Genomic DNA, 17319 nt, shown 5'->3' with positions numbered 1-17319 from the left:
ATGATCATTATAATATCAAATACACCGATACTAAAACCATTCCATAAAAAGCACTAAACGATTGTCTTTTTTTATGAAGCCGCATTTATTAAAAATAGCCTTACATCCGGAACAATCTTTTACCGTAAGAAATGATGTAGTATCCCATTTTTATAACAAATGGCATTACCATCCGGAATTGGAATTGATTCATATCATTAAAGGATCGGGCAGACAATTCATCGGTGATAATATTCATCATTTCAAAGATGACGATATGATCCTGCTGGGCGCCAATCTTCCACATCTTTGGCGCAGCGATGAGAAATTCCTGAAGAAAAAAACCAAGTTGAAAGTGGAAGCCATACTCGTCCATTTCTTACCGGGCTGTTTGGGGGATCATTTTTTTCGTTTGCCCGAGAATAAAGAAATAGCCAGGCTTTTGGAAAAAGCACAACAGGGAGTCAGGGTTAAGAATAACACTAAGAAAACCGTTGCTGCCCTGATGCACAAATTATTAATTTCGCACGGAAGCGAGCGGATCATCCTGCTCCTGCAGGTGCTGCGGACCATCGCTCATTCCAAAGAGACCAAACCTGTGTGCAGTAAAGATTTTCCCTTTCCGCATCATCCCAACGAATCGGACCGCATGAATACCATCTACCAGTATATCATGGATAATTTTTCCAGGGAGATCAGCCTGGAACAGATTGCCGGCATAGCCCATTTGAGTCCGCACGCCTTTTGTCGTTACTTTAAATCGAGGATCAAAAAAACTTTTTCGCGTTTTTTAATGGAAGTCCGTATTGGTCATGCCTGCAAACTGCTGGCGGAAACACATAAAACGGTGGCTGCAATCTGCTTCGAATGCGGCTTTAATAATTTTTCCAATTTTAATCGTCATTTTAAATCCATTACGGACAGGACTCCCCTCGCCCACCGGAAATATTACCAGGAAATAAGGCAAGGGAATGGATGATGGGCGTTAAAGGCAGGGGAATGGATAATGGGCGTTAGTTGCATACAATATGCAGAATTCGCAAATTGTATTAAACAGGATAATTTTTTAGCCAATAAAAGTTATGGAATTGATTTTTGTAAAACCTAATTCCATAACTTTAGTCAGTAGGGGTTGAGCAACGATATAGTCTTGGAGGAGATGAAGTCCTTGTATTAACTCAGACAATCACCGGGAGTGTCACAAGCGCTTCCGGTTTTTTATTTCTTTTTTCCGATTTCCTTTTTTCATTCCGGCAAGTTCCGGCAGATCACCTCAATTCCCCAAGCGCTTCTTTGCTGAATCCCAGCAACTCTTCCGACCTTCCTGCCTTGATCTTCTGAACCCAATGAGGATCAGCCAATAAGGGGCGTCCAACGGCAACCAGGTCAAAATCTCCCCGATCAAATCTGCGTACTAATTCATCCAGGGAACTGGGCTGCGAACTCTCACCGGCAAAGGCAGCCAGGAATTCTCCGGTCAACCCTACCGAGCCGACAGTAATGGTAGGCTTACCCGTTAGTTTTTTAGTCCATCCGGAAAAATTAAGATCAGAACCATCAAATTGGGTTTCCCAAAAACGTCGCTGGGAATTATGAAAAATATCGACGCCTGCATCCGCAAGGGGTGTCAGCCAGGCTTCCAGTTCTTCCGGTGTTTGGGCCATTTGCTGCGTATAGTCCTGGGGTTTCCATTGGGAAAGACGAAGGATAACCGCAAAATCTTCTCCCACCGAACGGCGAACCTCTTTGATCACTTCTACTCCAAAACGGGTACGTTCAGCCAGGGAGCCCCCGCCATAGCCATCCTTGCGATTGTTCGTTCCATACCAGAAGAACTGGTCAATCAGGTAACCGTGCGCACCATGGATCTCGATACAATCAAAGCCCAAACGTTTGGCTTCCGCCGCTGCACGGCCAAAAGCGGCAATAGTATCTGCGATATCCGTTTCGTTCATAGCGCGTCCATTTTCCAGACCTGGTTTCCTGAAGGAGGAAGGACCTTCAAAGGGAACCGGGGGCAACCAACCGGATGCATGATTCTCCATTACTCCCATATGCCATAGCTGTGGTCCCATCTGCCCCCCGGCAGTATGAACTCCGTTAATTACTTTTTGCCATCCTTCCAGGGACGCATCCCCGTAGAAATGGGGAATATTCGGATCATTGGAAGAAGAGGGACGGTCAATGACGGTACCTTCCGATAAGATCAGTCCTACTTCCCCTTCCGCACGACGCCGGTAATAACCTGCGACATTTTCGCCGGGAACGCCTTTTGGCGAAAAAGAGCGGGTCATAGGCGCCATTACGATCCTGTTCTTAAGATGCAGAGATTTAAGATGAAAGGGCTGAAATAAACTATCTGTTTGCATGTTTATATTTTTTTTATTTTTTCAGATCATGGTTACCGACCGTTCTATGGAATGGGTATGTTGAATTTATTTTGTTAAACGTTAACTTACCCCCCGATACTAACGATTTCCACTCCTTCGAAAGCCAGGTCTCCTACCAACTCCTTCCATTCTTCTGTTTCGAGTTTGACCTTTTCCAGCTTTTGGGTTACCACACTGTAAGCATCTTCGCCTAATACCAATCTTTCCGGAGGGTTATCATGCCTGGCCGCCATTATTATGGCCAGGGCCGCTTTTGCCGGATCTCCAGGTTGTTTGCCGTCATTTCCTTGCAGCCAGTCAATCATTTTATAAGCGCCATCTGCGTAATCGGGGATGTTCCGTTCGGCAATTTCCATGGAGCCGCTCTTATTAAAAGAGGTCCGGAAGGCACCTGGTTCAACAATGGTTACTTTTATTCCCAGGGAAGACAATTCTGCCCGCAGGGATTCGCTCAGGCCTTCGATGGCAAATTTAGACGCGCTGTAAAAGGCAGCTCCGGGAAAGCCAACAAAACCGCCTGCGGAAGAAATATTGAAAATCTGACCCGATCTTTGTTTACGCATGAGCGGCAACAAGACCTGAGTAACGGCAACAACTCCGAAAAAATTCACTTCCATCTGTTGGCGGATCTGGGCCATGCTGGTTTCCTCAGCTGATCCGAATACCCCGTATCCGGCATTATTCACCAATACATCCACCGTTCCAAATTTCTTCAGCGTTTCCGATACTACCCGTTCAATAGTCTCAGGGGCTGTTACATCAGCGGCCCGCGCTAGTAATTGTTCCGGATACTGTGCTGCCAGATCATTTAATCCTTCGATCTTTCTGGCAACGGCTACTGCCCTGTCTCCGGCTGCCAGCACTGCTTCTAAAAGACTCCGGCCTAATCCTGTCGATGCGCCCGTTATAAACCATGTTCTTTTTTTCATAACTTTTATTTTGTCTTATTTATTTGTTTATCACATATACGAATAGACATACGTCTATGTTTTTGAGTAAAAAAAAGTTTATCCCTCTGCTCTTTTTTTGTCAACTCTTCCATTTATTGATCCGCTCAACATATCCATCCAATAATTCATCGTTGATCCTCAGGGTAAGATTGCGCCCGTCCTTCTCGGCCAATACAACTTCACAATCGGTAAGAGCTTTGATATGATGAGAAACCGATGGCTGTGCAATATTCAATATTTCATATAATGCATTACAAGGGAGTTGACCTTTATTCTTTTTGATAGCCTCCAGAACCTTTATCCGGTTGCTGTCAGAAAGAGCCTTAGATATCTTTTCAAATTGTTTATTAGTGATCATAATACATTGATAAATGCAAATGTATCTATTTTAAAGAAACCAGCAAAAAATTCTTCTTTATGCCTCAAAATAGGGCACCTCGTCATGGGATTTTTTTTCCTGCTGTTTCCAGTAGGCCAGTGTTACTATATGTCCTTCCTGGGTTCGGAGTAAACGGCCAAAAATCGCATTGGTAGGATTAAAGGTCAGATCCGTTACTCCCAGCGTATAAGATTCGGGAATAGGAGACGGCGGAACAGCAGCGGGGGCTGGTGCAGATTTTGGGGGAGGGCTGGGAACCACGACGACGGTATAACCGTTCCAGGTTAACAGAGGTCGCAGAAAATCAACCCTTTCGGGCAGGGCGTTTTTTTCGACAATCGCGCATTTTATACCGTCCAGTTCGTCAAATAAATGATTTTGATTGATAGGCATTTTTATCGGGCAATTTTATCCGGTAATTAATAAATAAATGTATTGATAAGCGCCACTGGCCAACCCAGTTATCAAAATACCGCCCAGGCAAATGACAAGTGCCATCTTCGATGAAAAACCAACCGTCACTTTGTCAACCGGGGTTTCATTTTGATCCATGAACATGGTTTTCACGACCCGAAGATAATAGTATAACGAAATCACCATATTCAAAGCAGCAAGGATGATCAAAGCATAATTACCTTTGCCGGCACCCGCCATCAGTAAAAAGAATTTACCAAAAAACCCCGCTGTCGGCGGAATTCCTGCCAAAGAAAAAAGGGAGATCGTCAATACCCAGCTCAACAATGGATTGGACCGGTAAAGTCCTTTATACTCATCGATCTTTTCTTTACCGGCAACCGTGCTCATCAGGGCAACGACCCCAAAAGCGCCCAGATTGGAAAACAGGTAGACCATTACAAAATAGATGACCGAAGTGCTGCCGGTATCCGATTGTCCTGAGATACCGATCAAAATAAACCCCATCTGGGCAATGGAGGAAAAGGCCAGGAAACGTTTCATGTTTTGCTGGTGCAGGGCGAATAAATTACCAATGATCATCGTCAGAACAGCAAGCAAACAAATGACAGGATACCAGAACCCTTCCATAGATCTGAAGACAGTATATAAAACAGGGATCAGCACAAACAAAAATGCCCCTTTTGAAACAGCCGACAGATAGGCTGTCACCGCAACCGGAGAACCTTCGTATACATCTGCCGTCCATAAATGAAAAGGTACGACGGAGATCTTAAATCCAAAGGCGGATAATAATAAAACAAATGCGAATAATTGAATAGGCGCACCTGTCCATGCTATGGCTAACTCCCCAAAATCAAGCGTACCGGTTGTGCCGTAGACCAGGGAAATACCGAATAAGAGCAAACCGGAGGAAAAGGCCGAAGAAAGTATGAATTTAAAGGCAGCCTCGGAGGAAACCCGTTTGTCCAGATCAAAATTACTCAGCGCCGCAAGCGGAATGGTAGCAAGCTCCAACCCTACAAAAAATAAAAGCAAATTCCCGGCGGATACCATAAAGAACATACCTAATAAAGTAGCCAATAACAACATATAGAACTCCGGCACATGTTTATGCTGCCGTAACCATTGTTTGGATTGGAGTGAAACGATCAGGGTTCCCAGGCTGAGCATATTTTTTTCCAGCGTTATCAACTGATCCGTGTGAAAGGTATTGCCAAAAAGTTGACCGGAACGGTTATAAAAAAATCCAACTGCCACATTTACTCCAAGCAAAATATTAATCGTTCTCAACATTCCTTCCTGATCTTTATCCTTATCCGCCATCTTTAAAAATAGTATGGTAAAGAGGATAAGGGTGACCAGCAATTCCGGTTTCAATAAAACGAAAAAATCAGTTGGCGCCATAAATAGTTAATTTCTGCATGATAAATTCAGCGCCCGGCCGGATAAGTTCATTCAGCCAGAAAGGCGCCACGCCAATAGCAATTATTCCCGCCATCAGGATAAACACCGCCAGTTTTTCATTCCATCCGGCATCCCCCAGATTATGAAATGACGGATCGGCAACAGGCCCCATAATCACTTTTCCCACAGCCCGGAGAATATATACGGCCGTCACCACTATAGAAGCGCAGGCAACGATAGTGGCCAGCCGGTACCAGCCATCAGTCCTTTCCCAGGAACCCATGAATACGGTCACTTCCGCTACAAATCCGCTTAAGCCCGGTAACCCGAGGGAACATAAACCAACCAGCACAAAAATGGTAGATATAAAAGGCATCATTTTTAAAAGCCCCCCCAAACGTGCCAATTCCCGGGTATGCGTCCGGTCATAGATCATACCGATGCAGGCAAAGAAAAGCGCGGTCATTAACCCATGGGAGACCATCTGCATGACCGCCCCGGTAACAGACGTTTGGGTAAGCATGCCGATACCGAGTAATACAAATCCGCAATGACTGACAGATGAATACGCATTGATATATTTAAGATCGGTCTGCATCATCGTGGCAAATGCGCCATACAGAATGGCAATAACAGACAACAGTACGATGATCCCTGAGTAATAATGGGCTCCTTCCGGCATCAGGAAGGTTGCTACCCGCAAACAACCATAACCCCCTAATTTCATGGAAATACCGGCCAGGAACATGGAGGCTGCAGTAGGTGCAGAGGAATGGCCGTCAGGCACCCAGGTATGAAAAGGGAACAAAGCGGAGAAGACCCCAAATCCAACAAAGGCAAAAGGGAAAAATAATTTCTGTACTTCCAGCGGCAGGTGCATCGCAGCAATTTGTAACAGATCAAAACTATGTATTCCATTGCCCGTATCGGAATGATAATAGATACCCATTAATCCTACAAAAACAAGGGCTGAACCAGCCATCAGCATCAGGGCCAGCTTCATCGCACTGTAGGTGGCAAAGTCCCCCGGTCTTTTTCCGGCAACGGCTTTCCCGCTACCCCATATGCCAATCAGCATAAACTTGGGAATGACCGCCAATTCCAGGAAGAAGAAAAGGGTAAACAGGTCAAGGGAAATAAAAAATCCGTAAGCCCCTGCGCTGAGCAGTAAAAGCAGGAAGAAAAATTCCTTGCTTAATTTTTCCATGTTCCAGGAGATCAATACCCCGGCCCATACGACCAGGGCTGTTAGCAGGATCATCGAGATCGAGATTCCATCTATTCCTGTATGATACCGGATATGAAGCGGGGCATACCAGTCAAACCCGCTTTCAAATAACATAATGGCGTTATTGCCGGCCGCTCTTTCTTTCCAGTAAAGGATTAACAGAACAAAACTTAATATGACCTGCAGAAAAGTTCCGGATACCGCTACCAACCTTACCTGCTTTACTCCTTTACAAAAAAGGATCGTCAGGGCAGTGATAAAAGGCAATAAAACAAGGAGGTTCAGATTCATAAATTATGTTTCAAAATCCGGTTCATTATATCAATTTCCAAAAATCCGGTAAATAAATAAAATAGCCAATCCCAGCACCCCTGCAAAAAAGTAAAGAACATATTGTTGCAGTTTTCCGGATTGTATTCCTTTGATCCATCCCGCTATCTTCCCCATTATGGCAGCAATGCCATTCACCATTCCGTCGATTATATGTGTATCGAACCAGGCGGAGGGTCTGGCGATGCCATTAAATATGATCTTTTTTGTAATAAACAGGTAAAATTCATCGATATAGAATTTTTTACATGCTGCCTGATAAAATTTTCCCAATAATGCGGCGATCCGTTGAGGACCTTCATTTTGGCGACGATACAACCTGGCCGCCAGCAGGATGCCTGCCAATCCCAAGAGTACCGGTGCGATGGAAAAGCGCAGGGAGACCGGGCTGTCAAACCCTTTCCCATCTGGCGTCACAAAATGTGAAAATGGGATGAACCCCGCCAATAATGCCCCTGCACTCAGTAAAACAAGAGGGATCTTCATGCTCAGGGTCCCATCGCCGGGAGAGGTTTCTTTTTTTGCCTTTTCGTTTGGAATACCTGGCCCGATTGTTTCTTTGTTCCAGAAAACAGAGAAATACAACCGAAACATATAAAAGGCCGTGATGCCGGAAGTGATCAGGCCAATCCCATAAACCCATTTGTTGGCATTCCAGGCGGCACCCAAAATCTCTTCTTTACTGAAAAAACCGGAGAAAGGCGGTATTCCGGCAATAGCCAAACAGGCGATCAGAAAGGCGGCATGCGTCAGGGGCATATATTTCCGGAGTCCCCCCATGTCCTTTAGCTCATTACTATGTACCAGGTGTATGATAACCCCCGCACAAAGAAAAAGCAGGGATTTAAAAAAAGCATGGGTGAAAAGGTGGAAAAGTGAAGCCGTATATCCATCCCCTGCAACCCCCAAGGCAAATAACATATAACCGATCTGGGACATGGTAGAGAAAGCCAGGACACGTTTGATATCGGTTTGCGTACAGGCAATGACGGCAGCAAAGATTGCAGAAAAGGCCCCCACCCAGGTAACCAGTTGCAGGATCCCGGCTTCCAGGGAAAACAGGGGGAACAAACGGGCAACAAGGAATACACCGGCGACAACCATCGTTGCCGCATGGATCAGTGCCGATACCGGTGTTGGTCCTTCCATGGCATCCGGTAGCCAGATATGCAAGGGGAACATAGCCGATTTACCTGCCCCGCCCATAAACACCAGGGCAAGGCCCCAGGAAAGCAGGGATATCCCTAAAAAGGAAGTCGTGGTGATGCTGATAAATTGGGAAGAATGAGGATCCGTGAGCCGTCTGATGATCGTTTGAAAATCGAGGCTGCCGGCATGAAAAGAAAGGATCAGGATACCCACTAAAAAACCAAGGTCCGCAAACCGGGTGACAATGAAGGCTTTTTTGGATGCCGCTACAGCTGCAGGCCGTTCAAAATAAAAACCAATCAGCAAATAAGAAGACACGCCGACCAATTCCCAGAAGATATAGATCTGAAAAACATTGGAAGAAAGCACCAAACCAAGCATGGAAAAAGTAAACAGAGACAGGAAGGCATAGTAGGTACTAAATCTTTCCTCTCCTTTCATATATCCAAGGCTGAATAAATGCACCATCAGCGATACAAAAGTAACTACGACCAGCATCATCACCGAAACCGGGTCCACCAGGATGCCCATATCGATGGATAAACCGGAAGAAAAATACAACCACGTATATCGCAGGGATATAACCGGCTGATAAATACCGTGTACTTTTCCGTCTACGAAAAAATACTGCCAGGCAGTATAAAAAGCAAGTACCGTAGAAACCGCCAAAACCAGGCAGGCCAATACTCCTCCGCTTTTAGGGAAATATTTCCTGCCGAACAACCCCAGCAGGACAAAACCAGCCAGGGGTAAAAGAGGAATCAACGCGAGGTAAGAAAAGTAGTTCATTTTTGTTGATCTAATGGTTCATTCCGGTTGATCTAATACTTCATTTCCGTAGCCTCTTCCACATCGATGGATCGGTGGCTACGGTATAAATTGATGATGATAGCTATGGCGACCGCCGCTTCCGCGGCCGCTATGGTTATGATAAAAAGGGTAAAAAAAACTCCATCCAGTTTATCCGGATAGAGATATTTATTGAAGGCTACAAAATTGATGTTCACGCTGTTCAGGATCAATTCGACGGCCATCAGCATGGAGATCATATTCCTCCTGGTGAACAAACCGTACATACCTGTAAAGAACAAGGCCGTGCTTACAAATAGGATATGGGATAATGGCACCTGGCTCATAGGGCTAAATTGTTTTTTCGGGTGGTTTTTCCGAGGGGTTGTCCGGTTTGGCTTTCATGGCAATCACAATGCAACCGATCATTGCGGCCAATAATAAAATGCTCACCACTTCAAACGGCAAGGCATACCCTTTTTCGTCGATCCCCATCATCTGAGTTCCTATCAGGGACACATCCGGGTCGAATTTTTTGTTCCCGGCACGGAAACCATACTGTCTGATCAGCTTATACGTGCAAACAAATCCCAGCAGGACAGCCAGCAGAGCGGTTATTTTCCGGAGAACCGGTGGTTTGGGCATTTCCTTACCCGATTGGTGGGTGAGAAAGATGGAAAAAATGATCAACACCACGATTCCCCCCACATATACCGCGATCTGTACCGCCGCTATGAATTCCACTTCCAGCCAGAAGTAAAGGCCTGCGATGCCCATCAATGAAAATAACAGCCAGATAGCGGAACGGAATATTTTCCCCGAGGTAACGGAAAAAATCCCGGTTCCCAGGATAAAAGCGGCCAGTATATAAAATATAATCTGCGAAGCTGTCAATATACGTTGTTTGTCCCTCTCCCTTTAAGGGGTTGGGGGTTATTCCACACCTTCCCTGATCTTCGATCCGGGCGCATTTAATTTTTTAGTAAGCTGACTCCTGTCTGTCACGCTATGTTCAAAGGTCTGGGCCATTTTGATCGCATCTGTTGGACAAGCCTCAATACACAGATTGCACATCGTACAAAGCTCCAGGTGATAGACAAACGTATCCAGGGCCTTTTTCTTTTTCCCTTCCGGCGTCACATCGAATTTGGTAATGATCTTAATGGTGGCATTGGGACAAGCCAGTTCACAAGCCGTACAACCTGTACAGGCATGTTCGTTGTGTTCATCGTGCAGCATGACTACTTCCCCCCTGAAACGCTCGGGAAGGTTAAGCGTATCCCGGTTATCGGGATATTGCTGAGTAATGATCTCCTTATGATGCGTGAAATAATGACCGGTCAGCCTCATCCCCTTTAACAGGGACCGCACTGCGTTGAAGATATCCGATATATATTTTTTTAAAAATGCCATCCCAAAAGTGTGATCAATGTCGTGAGCAATAAGTTAAACATACTGACCGGTAATAAGTACTTCCACTCCAAATGCAGTAACTGGTCGATCCGCAAACGTGGAAATGTCCATCGAAACCACATGATAACGAATATAAGAAAGAATGTCTTGCCTGTAAACCACAGGGAAGAGGGAATATAATCCATTAAGTGGTTAAAGGATTCCCACTGCCCGATATGAAGGGGCATCCATCCGCCAAAATACAGAATGGCCCCGATCGCACATACGATAAAGATGTTCACATATTCAGCCAAAAAGAACAAGGCGAATTTCATTCCCGAGTATTCTGTGTGGAATCCTGCCGTCAGCTCGGATTCCGCCTCGGCCAGATCAAAAGGTGCGCGGTTAGTCTCTGCAGTTACCGCTATCAGAAAAATAACAAAAGACAGGATCGCAGTAATATGCCCCTTGAATATCCACCACCCGTTTTGCTGTGACGCAATGATATCGGATATCCGGAGGCTTCCCGTCAGTACTACTATAGACAGAATGGACAAACCTGCCGACAATTCATAACTGATGACCTGGGCCCCGCTCCGCATGGCCCCTAGCAAAGAATATTTATTGTTGCTGGCCCATCCCGCCATTAAAATACCGATGACGGAAACAGAAGAAATGGCAGAGACATATAAAACCCCGATATTGATATCCCAGATCTGGAAGCCTTTGGCAAAAGCCAGGGGCGCCAGTGCCAGCATGGCGGTGACCATGACGACAAATGGAGCCAGGTTGAACAGGAAATGATCGGCTCCATCGGGTGTCAAGCCTTCTTTAACCATTAGTTTCAGGGTATCGGCCGTGGTTTGAAACATCCCCTTTGGGCCTACCCTGTTTGGCCCCAGCCGGATCTGCATATAGGCAGACACTTTCCGTTCCATCATGATCAGGACCAACCCCAGAACGGCGAACAAACCAATTACACACAAACCCACGATTACCATTTCGGATAATAAGGCCATCGTTGGATTGAAGATATGGTTCAACCAATTATCAATGGAACGGGTAATGCCTTCTAAACTTAACATACCCCCCCAAACCCCCTGAAGGGGGAGTTAGGTAACTCGCTGCTATTTCTGGTAGTTTCGTTCATTTTATTTTTCTATTTATTCATTCAAAATCTTCCGTATTTCATACTCCCCCTTCAGGGGGTTGGGGGGTTACCGGTCAATATCCGGTATCACCAAATCTAAGGTACCCATGATTGCCACCAGGTCCCCGATCTTATGCCCCCGCGCCATATGATTGAGCGCCGACAGGTTCGAAAACCCGGGTGACCGGAATTTTATACGGTAAGGGGTAGTCCCACCTTCGCTCACGATATACACCCCAAATTCTCCCCGGGCCGTTTCGATCATGGAATAGAATTCACCCTTGGGCAGTTTCAGCACTGCTTTTGTTTTGGTCTGAAAATCGCCCTCCGGAATATTATCGATCAGTTGCTCCACCAGGGATAAGGATTGACGCATCTCCCTCATCCGGACCAGGTAACGGGCAAAACAATCTCCTCCCGTTTCGGTGATCTCTTCAAATTTCAGCTGATCGTATATTTCATAAGGGAATAGTTTACGGACATCGCAGGAGACTCCGCTGCCCCTCGCCGTTGGTCCGGTACATCCATAGGATACGGCATCTTCTGCGGATATATATCCGATGCCCTTCATGCGGCTTTGAAAGATCACATTGCAGGTCACCAATTCATCATATTCATCGATCTTCGATTTAAAATGAGTAATGAACTGTTTCACCCGGATCTGAAATCCCGGATGCAGATCGATCATCACTCCCCCGGGAACCATATAGTTCATAGTCAATCTTGCACCGCAGGTCTCTTCCATAATGTCATTGATCATTTCCCTTTCCCGGAAAGCATGGAAAAAAGGAGTAAGGGCGCCTACGTCCATTGCCAGCGCTCCCCACCAAAGCTGGTGCGAGGCCAGCCTGGTCAACTCGTCCATCAATATCCGTATCACTTTTGCCCGAGGAGGCACTTCGATCTGCAAACCCTTTTCCACACAGAGCGCACAGCCATGATTATTAATATGGGAAGACAGGTAATCCATACGGCTGGTGACGTAAATGAACTGCCTGTAACTAAGGCTTTCACACATTTTTTCTATGGACCGGTGAATATAGCCCAGGTGGGGCTCGACATTCCGGATGGTTTCACCGTTAAGTGTTATGACAAGGTGCAAAACCCCATGCGTGGAAGGATGCTGTGGTCCTACGTTAATGATTAAATCGCCTTCTGCCGTTGTACCTATTTCTTCAATATTGTTCATCAGAATTATTCCTCAATATAGTTCTTCAGTCTACAGTTGATTTTTTCAAAGTTTGATCATATTGACCTCGTCCTCATAATCTTTCCTGAGCGGATACCCCTTCCAATCATCCGTCAGCAACAGCCTCCTCAGGTCAGGGTGATGCAGGAAACGCACGCCGAACAGGTCATAGACTTCCCGTTCATGAAACTCAGCGGTGCGCCAGATTGCCGATACGGATTCTATTTCGGGATGATTACGGTCGAGTTTTGCTTTTACTATCAGGGAGTGAAGCTGTCGGGTGGATCTCAGGTGGTAAACCATCGTAAAATGTGTCTTCCAGTCTATACAGGTAAGGCAAAAAAGAAAATCAAGGTCAAACTCCGGGCCTGACCGCAGCTGCCCGGCAAGCGGCAACCAGGAAAAAGGATCTATCTGCAGGACCGGCCACTGGCCTCCCTCCTCCCAAATAGCATCGGGAAACTGCTCAGCAATCTTTATTTTCCATTCTTCCATTGGCATGCATTATCGTTGAGCGTCAACATTTAATAATCTGTATTATTCCCCATATCATCTTTATTATTCCGCATCCGGAATCCCTTTTTGTTGTCCTTCAGGTGTTCTGATCTGTTCCCGGGTAGCTCCGCTCCTGATCTTCTCCTGCAAAGTAAGCAAGGCATGTATCAGAGCTTCCGGCCGCGGAGGGCAACCGGCAATATATACATCCACGGGTATCACATGATCCGCTCCTTTTACTACCGAATAAGTATTATAAAAAAATGGTCCTCCGCTGGTTGCACAGGCCCCCATGGCAATAACATATTTCGGATCTGCCATCTGGTCATATAAACGTTTCAGCACCGGAGCCATTTTGTTGACGATGGTCCCGGCAATGATAATAACATCTGCCTGCCGCGGAGTTGCACGGGCCACTTCAAATCCAAATCGCGCCCAATCATATTTTGCACCAGCCGTAGACATCATTTCAATGGCGCAGCAACTGGTCCCAAACACCAATGGCCATAAAGAATTGGATCTTGCCCAGTTGATAATCTCATCTATTGTACTCAACACGATCCCCCCTCCGGCAGTAGGATGCACTTCGCCGGGAAAAACACCCGATATGGTTGGTTTTATATCCATTTTAAAGCGCCTTTTTTGTGCGCATACAGAAAACCCATAAAAAGTATAAAAAGGAAAACCAGGATTTCGCCAAACGCTACCCAACCGATCTTTTTAACCACGACAGCCCAGGGGTATAAAAAGATCAGTTCAACATCGAAAATCAGAAAGATTAATGCAAACAGATAATATCCTACATTAAACTGATTCCAGCCGATACCTCTGGCCGGAACCCCGCACTCATAGGCCTGGCCCTTTTGCGGATTTTTGGTTCCCTTTATGGCCAGTTTGGCAACCAGGATCCCCCCTGCGGCAAAGCTGACCGCAGCAATCATAAGTACGAGTAAGGATGAATTGCCCATGGTTAAGGTTAATAATACTAATGTAACAAAAAAAGGACGATTTCCTCCGTTCAGAGGGCGGAAATTCAATTATGTCGAAATTATTTTCGATTTTTCCAGGTAATAGTAGCTTTGAACTATGGAATACGATAATGACAGGATCAGAAAGCATACCGGTAAAGAGGAGTTTGTTTACTGGACACTTTTTATCCTCATAAACCCACTGGTCAACAGCGTCACGCTTTTTTTCACGGATATACAAACAGGGATATTGTTATTACTGGTCAATTTAGCGGCTTTCCCTGCCTACCTGTTTTATTCAAGGGCTATGGGTCCGGTATTCCTGATCCCCAAAAGAAGAGCCTTCCTGGTGCTGCTGAGTCTGTTCTCCGTCCTGGTCATGGTGACCTTTTTATGGGCGCTCTATTCCCTTATCCTGCAATTCCCATTAACGCCCGCCGCTCAAACCTATTTTACTTTTCATTCCGGAACGATTTTACGCGAAATTTTGTGGGTGATCATTCAGCTGGGTCTGGCAATGGCCATCTTCTTTATTAAAAAAGCTGTCGATGAAAAAGACATCTTATCCCTGATGCGGAAAGAAAATAATTTTTTTAAATTACAGGTGCTCCGGGCTCAGTTAAACCCGCATTTCCTTTTTAATACCCTGAACAGCATATATTCCCTTAGTCTGCAAAAATCGGATCAGACTCCGGAAGTGATCATTAAACTGGCGGATATCATGCGTTACCTTATCTATGAATGTAATGAAGAAAGAATCCCCATCCACAAGGAAATTGAATTCATCCGTAATTATGTAGAGATTGAAAAGGTCCGGTATAAGGCAGATATCCGGTTTACCGTAGAAGGGGAAACGGATAATATTTTTATCGAACCCTTTTTATTCATCTCCTTTATTGAAAACGGTTTTAAACATGCCATGGATAGTTCTTTTGCCGAACCCATTATTTATATTACGTTGAAAGTGGGAAGCGGCCAGATCGTACTGAACGTGATCAACAGTACCAATTCCAATCTGGAGACCCAGGCAAAAAGAATAAACGGAAAAGGAATTTCGAATAGCAGGAGCCTCCTGGAATTACTCTATCCGGATTCTTATGAACTCGATATCATCCAGACCGAAAAGGAAGAAACCAGGAAAAGCAGTCTGCGGATCCGCAACGCCAAAGAAAGACTGGAGACTTTATACCCCGACTCCCATACGTTGGATGTCATTTTAAATAAGAATTTTTTCACAGTATCTTTAATCCTAAAACCCAGATTCGTTTGATTAAATGCATCATTGTCGAGGATGAAACACTGGCGCAGGAAGTGATTCAACGCCACTTGCAGAGGATCGACCGGTTCGAACTGGTAGGAGTTTACCGCAATGCGCAGGATGCGCTGGTGGCGTTGAAAGAAAAAGAAGTGGATGTCATGTTCCTGGATATCCGTTTGCCCGGAATGACCGGGCTCCATTTATTACGTCTTTTACCCGATCCTCCCCTGGTAGTGCTGACTACCGCTTATGCCGAATACGCTCTGGAAAGTTATGAATTCAGTGTCATCGATTACCTGCTGAAGCCTATTTCCTTCGAGCGGTTTTTCAAGGCAGTGAACAAGATCACCGACGGACGGTTGGTTTCCCTGGCCGGAAAAGAACCGGATAGTCCGGGTAAGGACGGTGACCATTCAGGCCAAAGCGGTTTCGGCCGCGATCATATTTTCATTAAATCAAACAGCAAATTTTTTAAGGTCGATTTTCAGGAGATTTTATATGTGCAAAGCATGAAAGATTACCTGAAGATCTTTACTCCCGAATATACACTTGTCACCCATCAGACTATGAATGAATTGGAAAAGGCTTTACCTGTGCGGCAATTTATCCGGGTCCATAAATCCTATATCGTCGCAGTATCCCATATCCGAACGATCTACGGCAATACGGTAGAATTAGGAAATGTTTCGATCCCCATCGGGATCAGTTATAAAGAAAATGTAATGGCTTTTATCGGGAAGAGATGAAAACAGGTGGTCCCGCAACTTCAGATGGTTGCACAACTTCAGACTCGGGTGTACTATTTTCCCGGGAATCGAAATATTCCCGCCTGACAACAACAGCCGTCTTATGGTCGCCGGTATGACTCCAGCCTGGCGGCATAAAAATGTATAAAATTTTATTCTTAAGACCCGGGGCCTTCCATATATCCTTCCCCAGACAATAGAACTCACCGAAATAAACGTCCAGGAAATTCCGCGGATTAACGGACCGGGTGATCCCATATTCAATCTTCGTCGTTCGTTCTTCATCCTGATAGGTCTTAAAAACCTTATCCCAGATATTCAACAGGTTGCAAAAATTCGTGTCCATATACTGTGGATTCTTTGCATGATGCACCCGGTGGTGTGAAGGTGTCAGGATGATCCTGTTCAGAAATCCTATACGGCCATCCTTCAGTATATTTTCCCCAACATGAATAAAGGCGCCCCATGTGCCATCGATGAACATAATAAAAAACAGCAGTGGAGGGCTCACCCCCAGGAGGATACATATGGAGGTCCTTATCACATCTGCATATGGACCTTCCAAAAAGAAATGGGCAAACGTAACAGAAAGATTCATGGTTTGCGGAGCATGATGGGTGGAATGGAGACACCAGAACAATCTCACTTTGTGCCCGAAAAAATGATAGACAAAATGGGAAAGTTCCCAGACCACGTATCCATAGATAAACCAATACCAGGTAAAGGTCGTGTGGATAATCGCAAACCTGCCCAGTTTGGCAATGCAAAAAGCCGTCACCGCCAAAGAAATATAAGTAGATAAGAACCGGTTGGCCACGAAAATAAAAAAAGGCATCCGGTAATCTTCGATCCGGAATTTCTTATACACCGATGCCCGGATAATCTCGATAACCAATAAAAACGGAATGACGGGAGAAAGAGCTCTGAAAATACCTTCTACCGTTTGCAGAGAGGAATAATCCCCCGTTTGGAACATTTTCAGGAGGTTCCCTATTCCAAAAAAGGAAATAAGCTCGTTGTACAGGAAGTTTAAAATAGCCATAGTCAAACAATCAGGGTTGGCAGCGGTTAAAAGTCCGGCGAAGGGCAGGCAGGCCGCCACTCGC

The 17319-nt window shown here is 45.4% G+C and carries 19 protein-coding genes; 3 read left to right on the top strand and 16 right to left on the bottom strand.

What is annotated here, in order from left to right; translation table 11 throughout:
- Window positions 1-73 precede the first annotated feature (73 nt).
- Window positions 74-958, top strand: coding sequence for an AraC family transcriptional regulator (locus tag ACX0G9_RS01575; RefSeq protein ID WP_459063083.1), 885 nt, complete (start codon window positions 74-76; stop codon window positions 956-958).
- A gap of 289 nt (window positions 959-1247) precedes the next feature.
- On the opposite strand, the gene ACX0G9_RS01570 is transcribed toward ACX0G9_RS01575, so the two are convergent.
- From ACX0G9_RS01570 to ACX0G9_RS01500, 15 genes are all read right to left on the bottom strand, one after another.
- Complete coding sequence (locus tag ACX0G9_RS01570; protein ID WP_459063082.1) at window positions 1248-2348, bottom strand: NADH:flavin oxidoreductase; 1101 nt, start codon at window positions 2346-2348, stop codon at window positions 1248-1250.
- An 86-nt stretch (window positions 2349-2434) separates the two neighbouring features.
- Window positions 2435-3298, bottom strand: coding sequence for an oxidoreductase (locus ACX0G9_RS01565; protein ID WP_459063081.1), 864 nt, complete (start codon window positions 3296-3298; stop codon window positions 2435-2437).
- Between the two features lie 100 nt (window positions 3299-3398).
- The gene (locus tag ACX0G9_RS01560) at window positions 3399-3677 is read right to left on the bottom strand and encodes an ArsR/SmtB family transcription factor (RefSeq protein WP_459063080.1); all 279 of its coding nucleotides are present in this window, start codon (window positions 3675-3677) and stop codon (window positions 3399-3401) included.
- Window positions 3678-3734: 57 nt separating this feature from the next.
- Entirely contained in the window at window positions 3735-4091 is a 357-nt protein-coding gene (locus ACX0G9_RS01555) for a hypothetical protein (RefSeq protein ID WP_459063079.1), read from the bottom strand.
- A gap of 15 nt (window positions 4092-4106) precedes the next feature.
- Window positions 4107-5519, bottom strand: a complete 1413-nt coding sequence (locus ACX0G9_RS01550; protein WP_459063078.1) for an NADH-quinone oxidoreductase subunit N — start codon at window positions 5517-5519, stop codon at window positions 4107-4109.
- Window positions 5506-7038 (bottom strand): complex I subunit 4 family protein, encoded by a 1533-nt coding sequence (locus ACX0G9_RS01545; protein WP_459063077.1) that lies wholly within the window; start codon window positions 7036-7038, stop codon window positions 5506-5508. Before ACX0G9_RS01545 ends, ACX0G9_RS01550 begins: the two co-directional genes overlap by 14 nt.
- 30 nt (window positions 7039-7068) lie before the next feature.
- Window positions 7069-9015, bottom strand: coding sequence for an NADH-quinone oxidoreductase subunit L (gene nuoL / locus ACX0G9_RS01540; RefSeq protein WP_459063076.1), 1947 nt, complete (start codon window positions 9013-9015; stop codon window positions 7069-7071).
- Between the two features lie 32 nt (window positions 9016-9047).
- Window positions 9048-9362, bottom strand: coding sequence for an NADH-quinone oxidoreductase subunit NuoK (gene nuoK, locus ACX0G9_RS01535; RefSeq protein WP_459063075.1), 315 nt, complete (start codon window positions 9360-9362; stop codon window positions 9048-9050).
- Between the two features lie 4 nt (window positions 9363-9366).
- Window positions 9367-9909: an NADH-quinone oxidoreductase subunit J family protein gene (locus ACX0G9_RS01530; protein WP_459063074.1), complete on the bottom strand. Its 543-nt coding sequence runs from the start codon at window positions 9907-9909 to the stop codon at window positions 9367-9369.
- A 39-nt stretch (window positions 9910-9948) separates the two neighbouring features.
- Window positions 9949-10428, bottom strand: a complete 480-nt coding sequence (locus tag ACX0G9_RS01525) for a 4Fe-4S binding protein (protein WP_459063073.1) — start codon at window positions 10426-10428, stop codon at window positions 9949-9951.
- Entirely contained in the window at window positions 10416-11492 is a 1077-nt protein-coding gene (gene nuoH / locus ACX0G9_RS01520) for an NADH-quinone oxidoreductase subunit NuoH (protein ID WP_459063072.1), read from the bottom strand. The genes ACX0G9_RS01525 and nuoH overlap by 13 nt, the downstream gene beginning before the upstream one ends.
- A gap of 132 nt (window positions 11493-11624) precedes the next feature.
- Window positions 11625-12746 (bottom strand): NADH-quinone oxidoreductase subunit D, encoded by a 1122-nt coding sequence (locus ACX0G9_RS01515; protein WP_459063071.1) that lies wholly within the window; start codon window positions 12744-12746, stop codon window positions 11625-11627.
- 45 nt (window positions 12747-12791) lie between these two features.
- Window positions 12792-13247 (bottom strand): NADH-quinone oxidoreductase subunit C, encoded by a 456-nt coding sequence (locus ACX0G9_RS01510; RefSeq protein WP_459063070.1) that lies wholly within the window; start codon window positions 13245-13247, stop codon window positions 12792-12794.
- A 57-nt stretch (window positions 13248-13304) separates the two neighbouring features.
- Window positions 13305-13868 carry an NADH-quinone oxidoreductase subunit B gene (locus tag ACX0G9_RS01505; protein ID WP_459063069.1) on the bottom strand — a complete coding sequence of 188 codons (564 nt, stop codon included), beginning with the start codon at window positions 13866-13868 and terminating at the stop codon, window positions 13305-13307.
- Entirely contained in the window at window positions 13859-14209 is a 351-nt protein-coding gene (locus ACX0G9_RS01500; protein ID WP_459063068.1) for an NADH-quinone oxidoreductase subunit A, read from the bottom strand. The genes ACX0G9_RS01505 and ACX0G9_RS01500 overlap by 10 nt, the downstream gene beginning before the upstream one ends.
- A 118-nt stretch (window positions 14210-14327) precedes the next feature.
- On the opposite strand from ACX0G9_RS01500, the gene ACX0G9_RS01495 reads away from it, so the two are divergent.
- Complete coding sequence (locus ACX0G9_RS01495; RefSeq protein WP_459063067.1) at window positions 14328-15479, top strand: sensor histidine kinase; 1152 nt, start codon at window positions 14328-14330, stop codon at window positions 15477-15479.
- Window positions 15476-16213, top strand: a complete 738-nt coding sequence (locus ACX0G9_RS01490; protein WP_459063066.1) for a LytR/AlgR family response regulator transcription factor — start codon at window positions 15476-15478, stop codon at window positions 16211-16213. The genes ACX0G9_RS01495 and ACX0G9_RS01490 overlap by 4 nt, the downstream gene beginning before the upstream one ends.
- Here the strand turns inward: ACX0G9_RS01490 and ACX0G9_RS01485 are convergent.
- Complete coding sequence (locus ACX0G9_RS01485; protein WP_459063065.1) at window positions 16197-17255, bottom strand: sterol desaturase family protein; 1059 nt, start codon at window positions 17253-17255, stop codon at window positions 16197-16199. The genes ACX0G9_RS01490 and ACX0G9_RS01485 overlap by 17 nt on opposite strands.
- Window positions 17256-17319: the final 64 nt, after the last annotated feature.

It is taken from the genome of Flavitalea flava, assembly GCF_054461575.1.
Note: the sequence above shows the minus strand (reverse complement) of the source record. Positions and strands in the feature narration are given on the sequence as shown.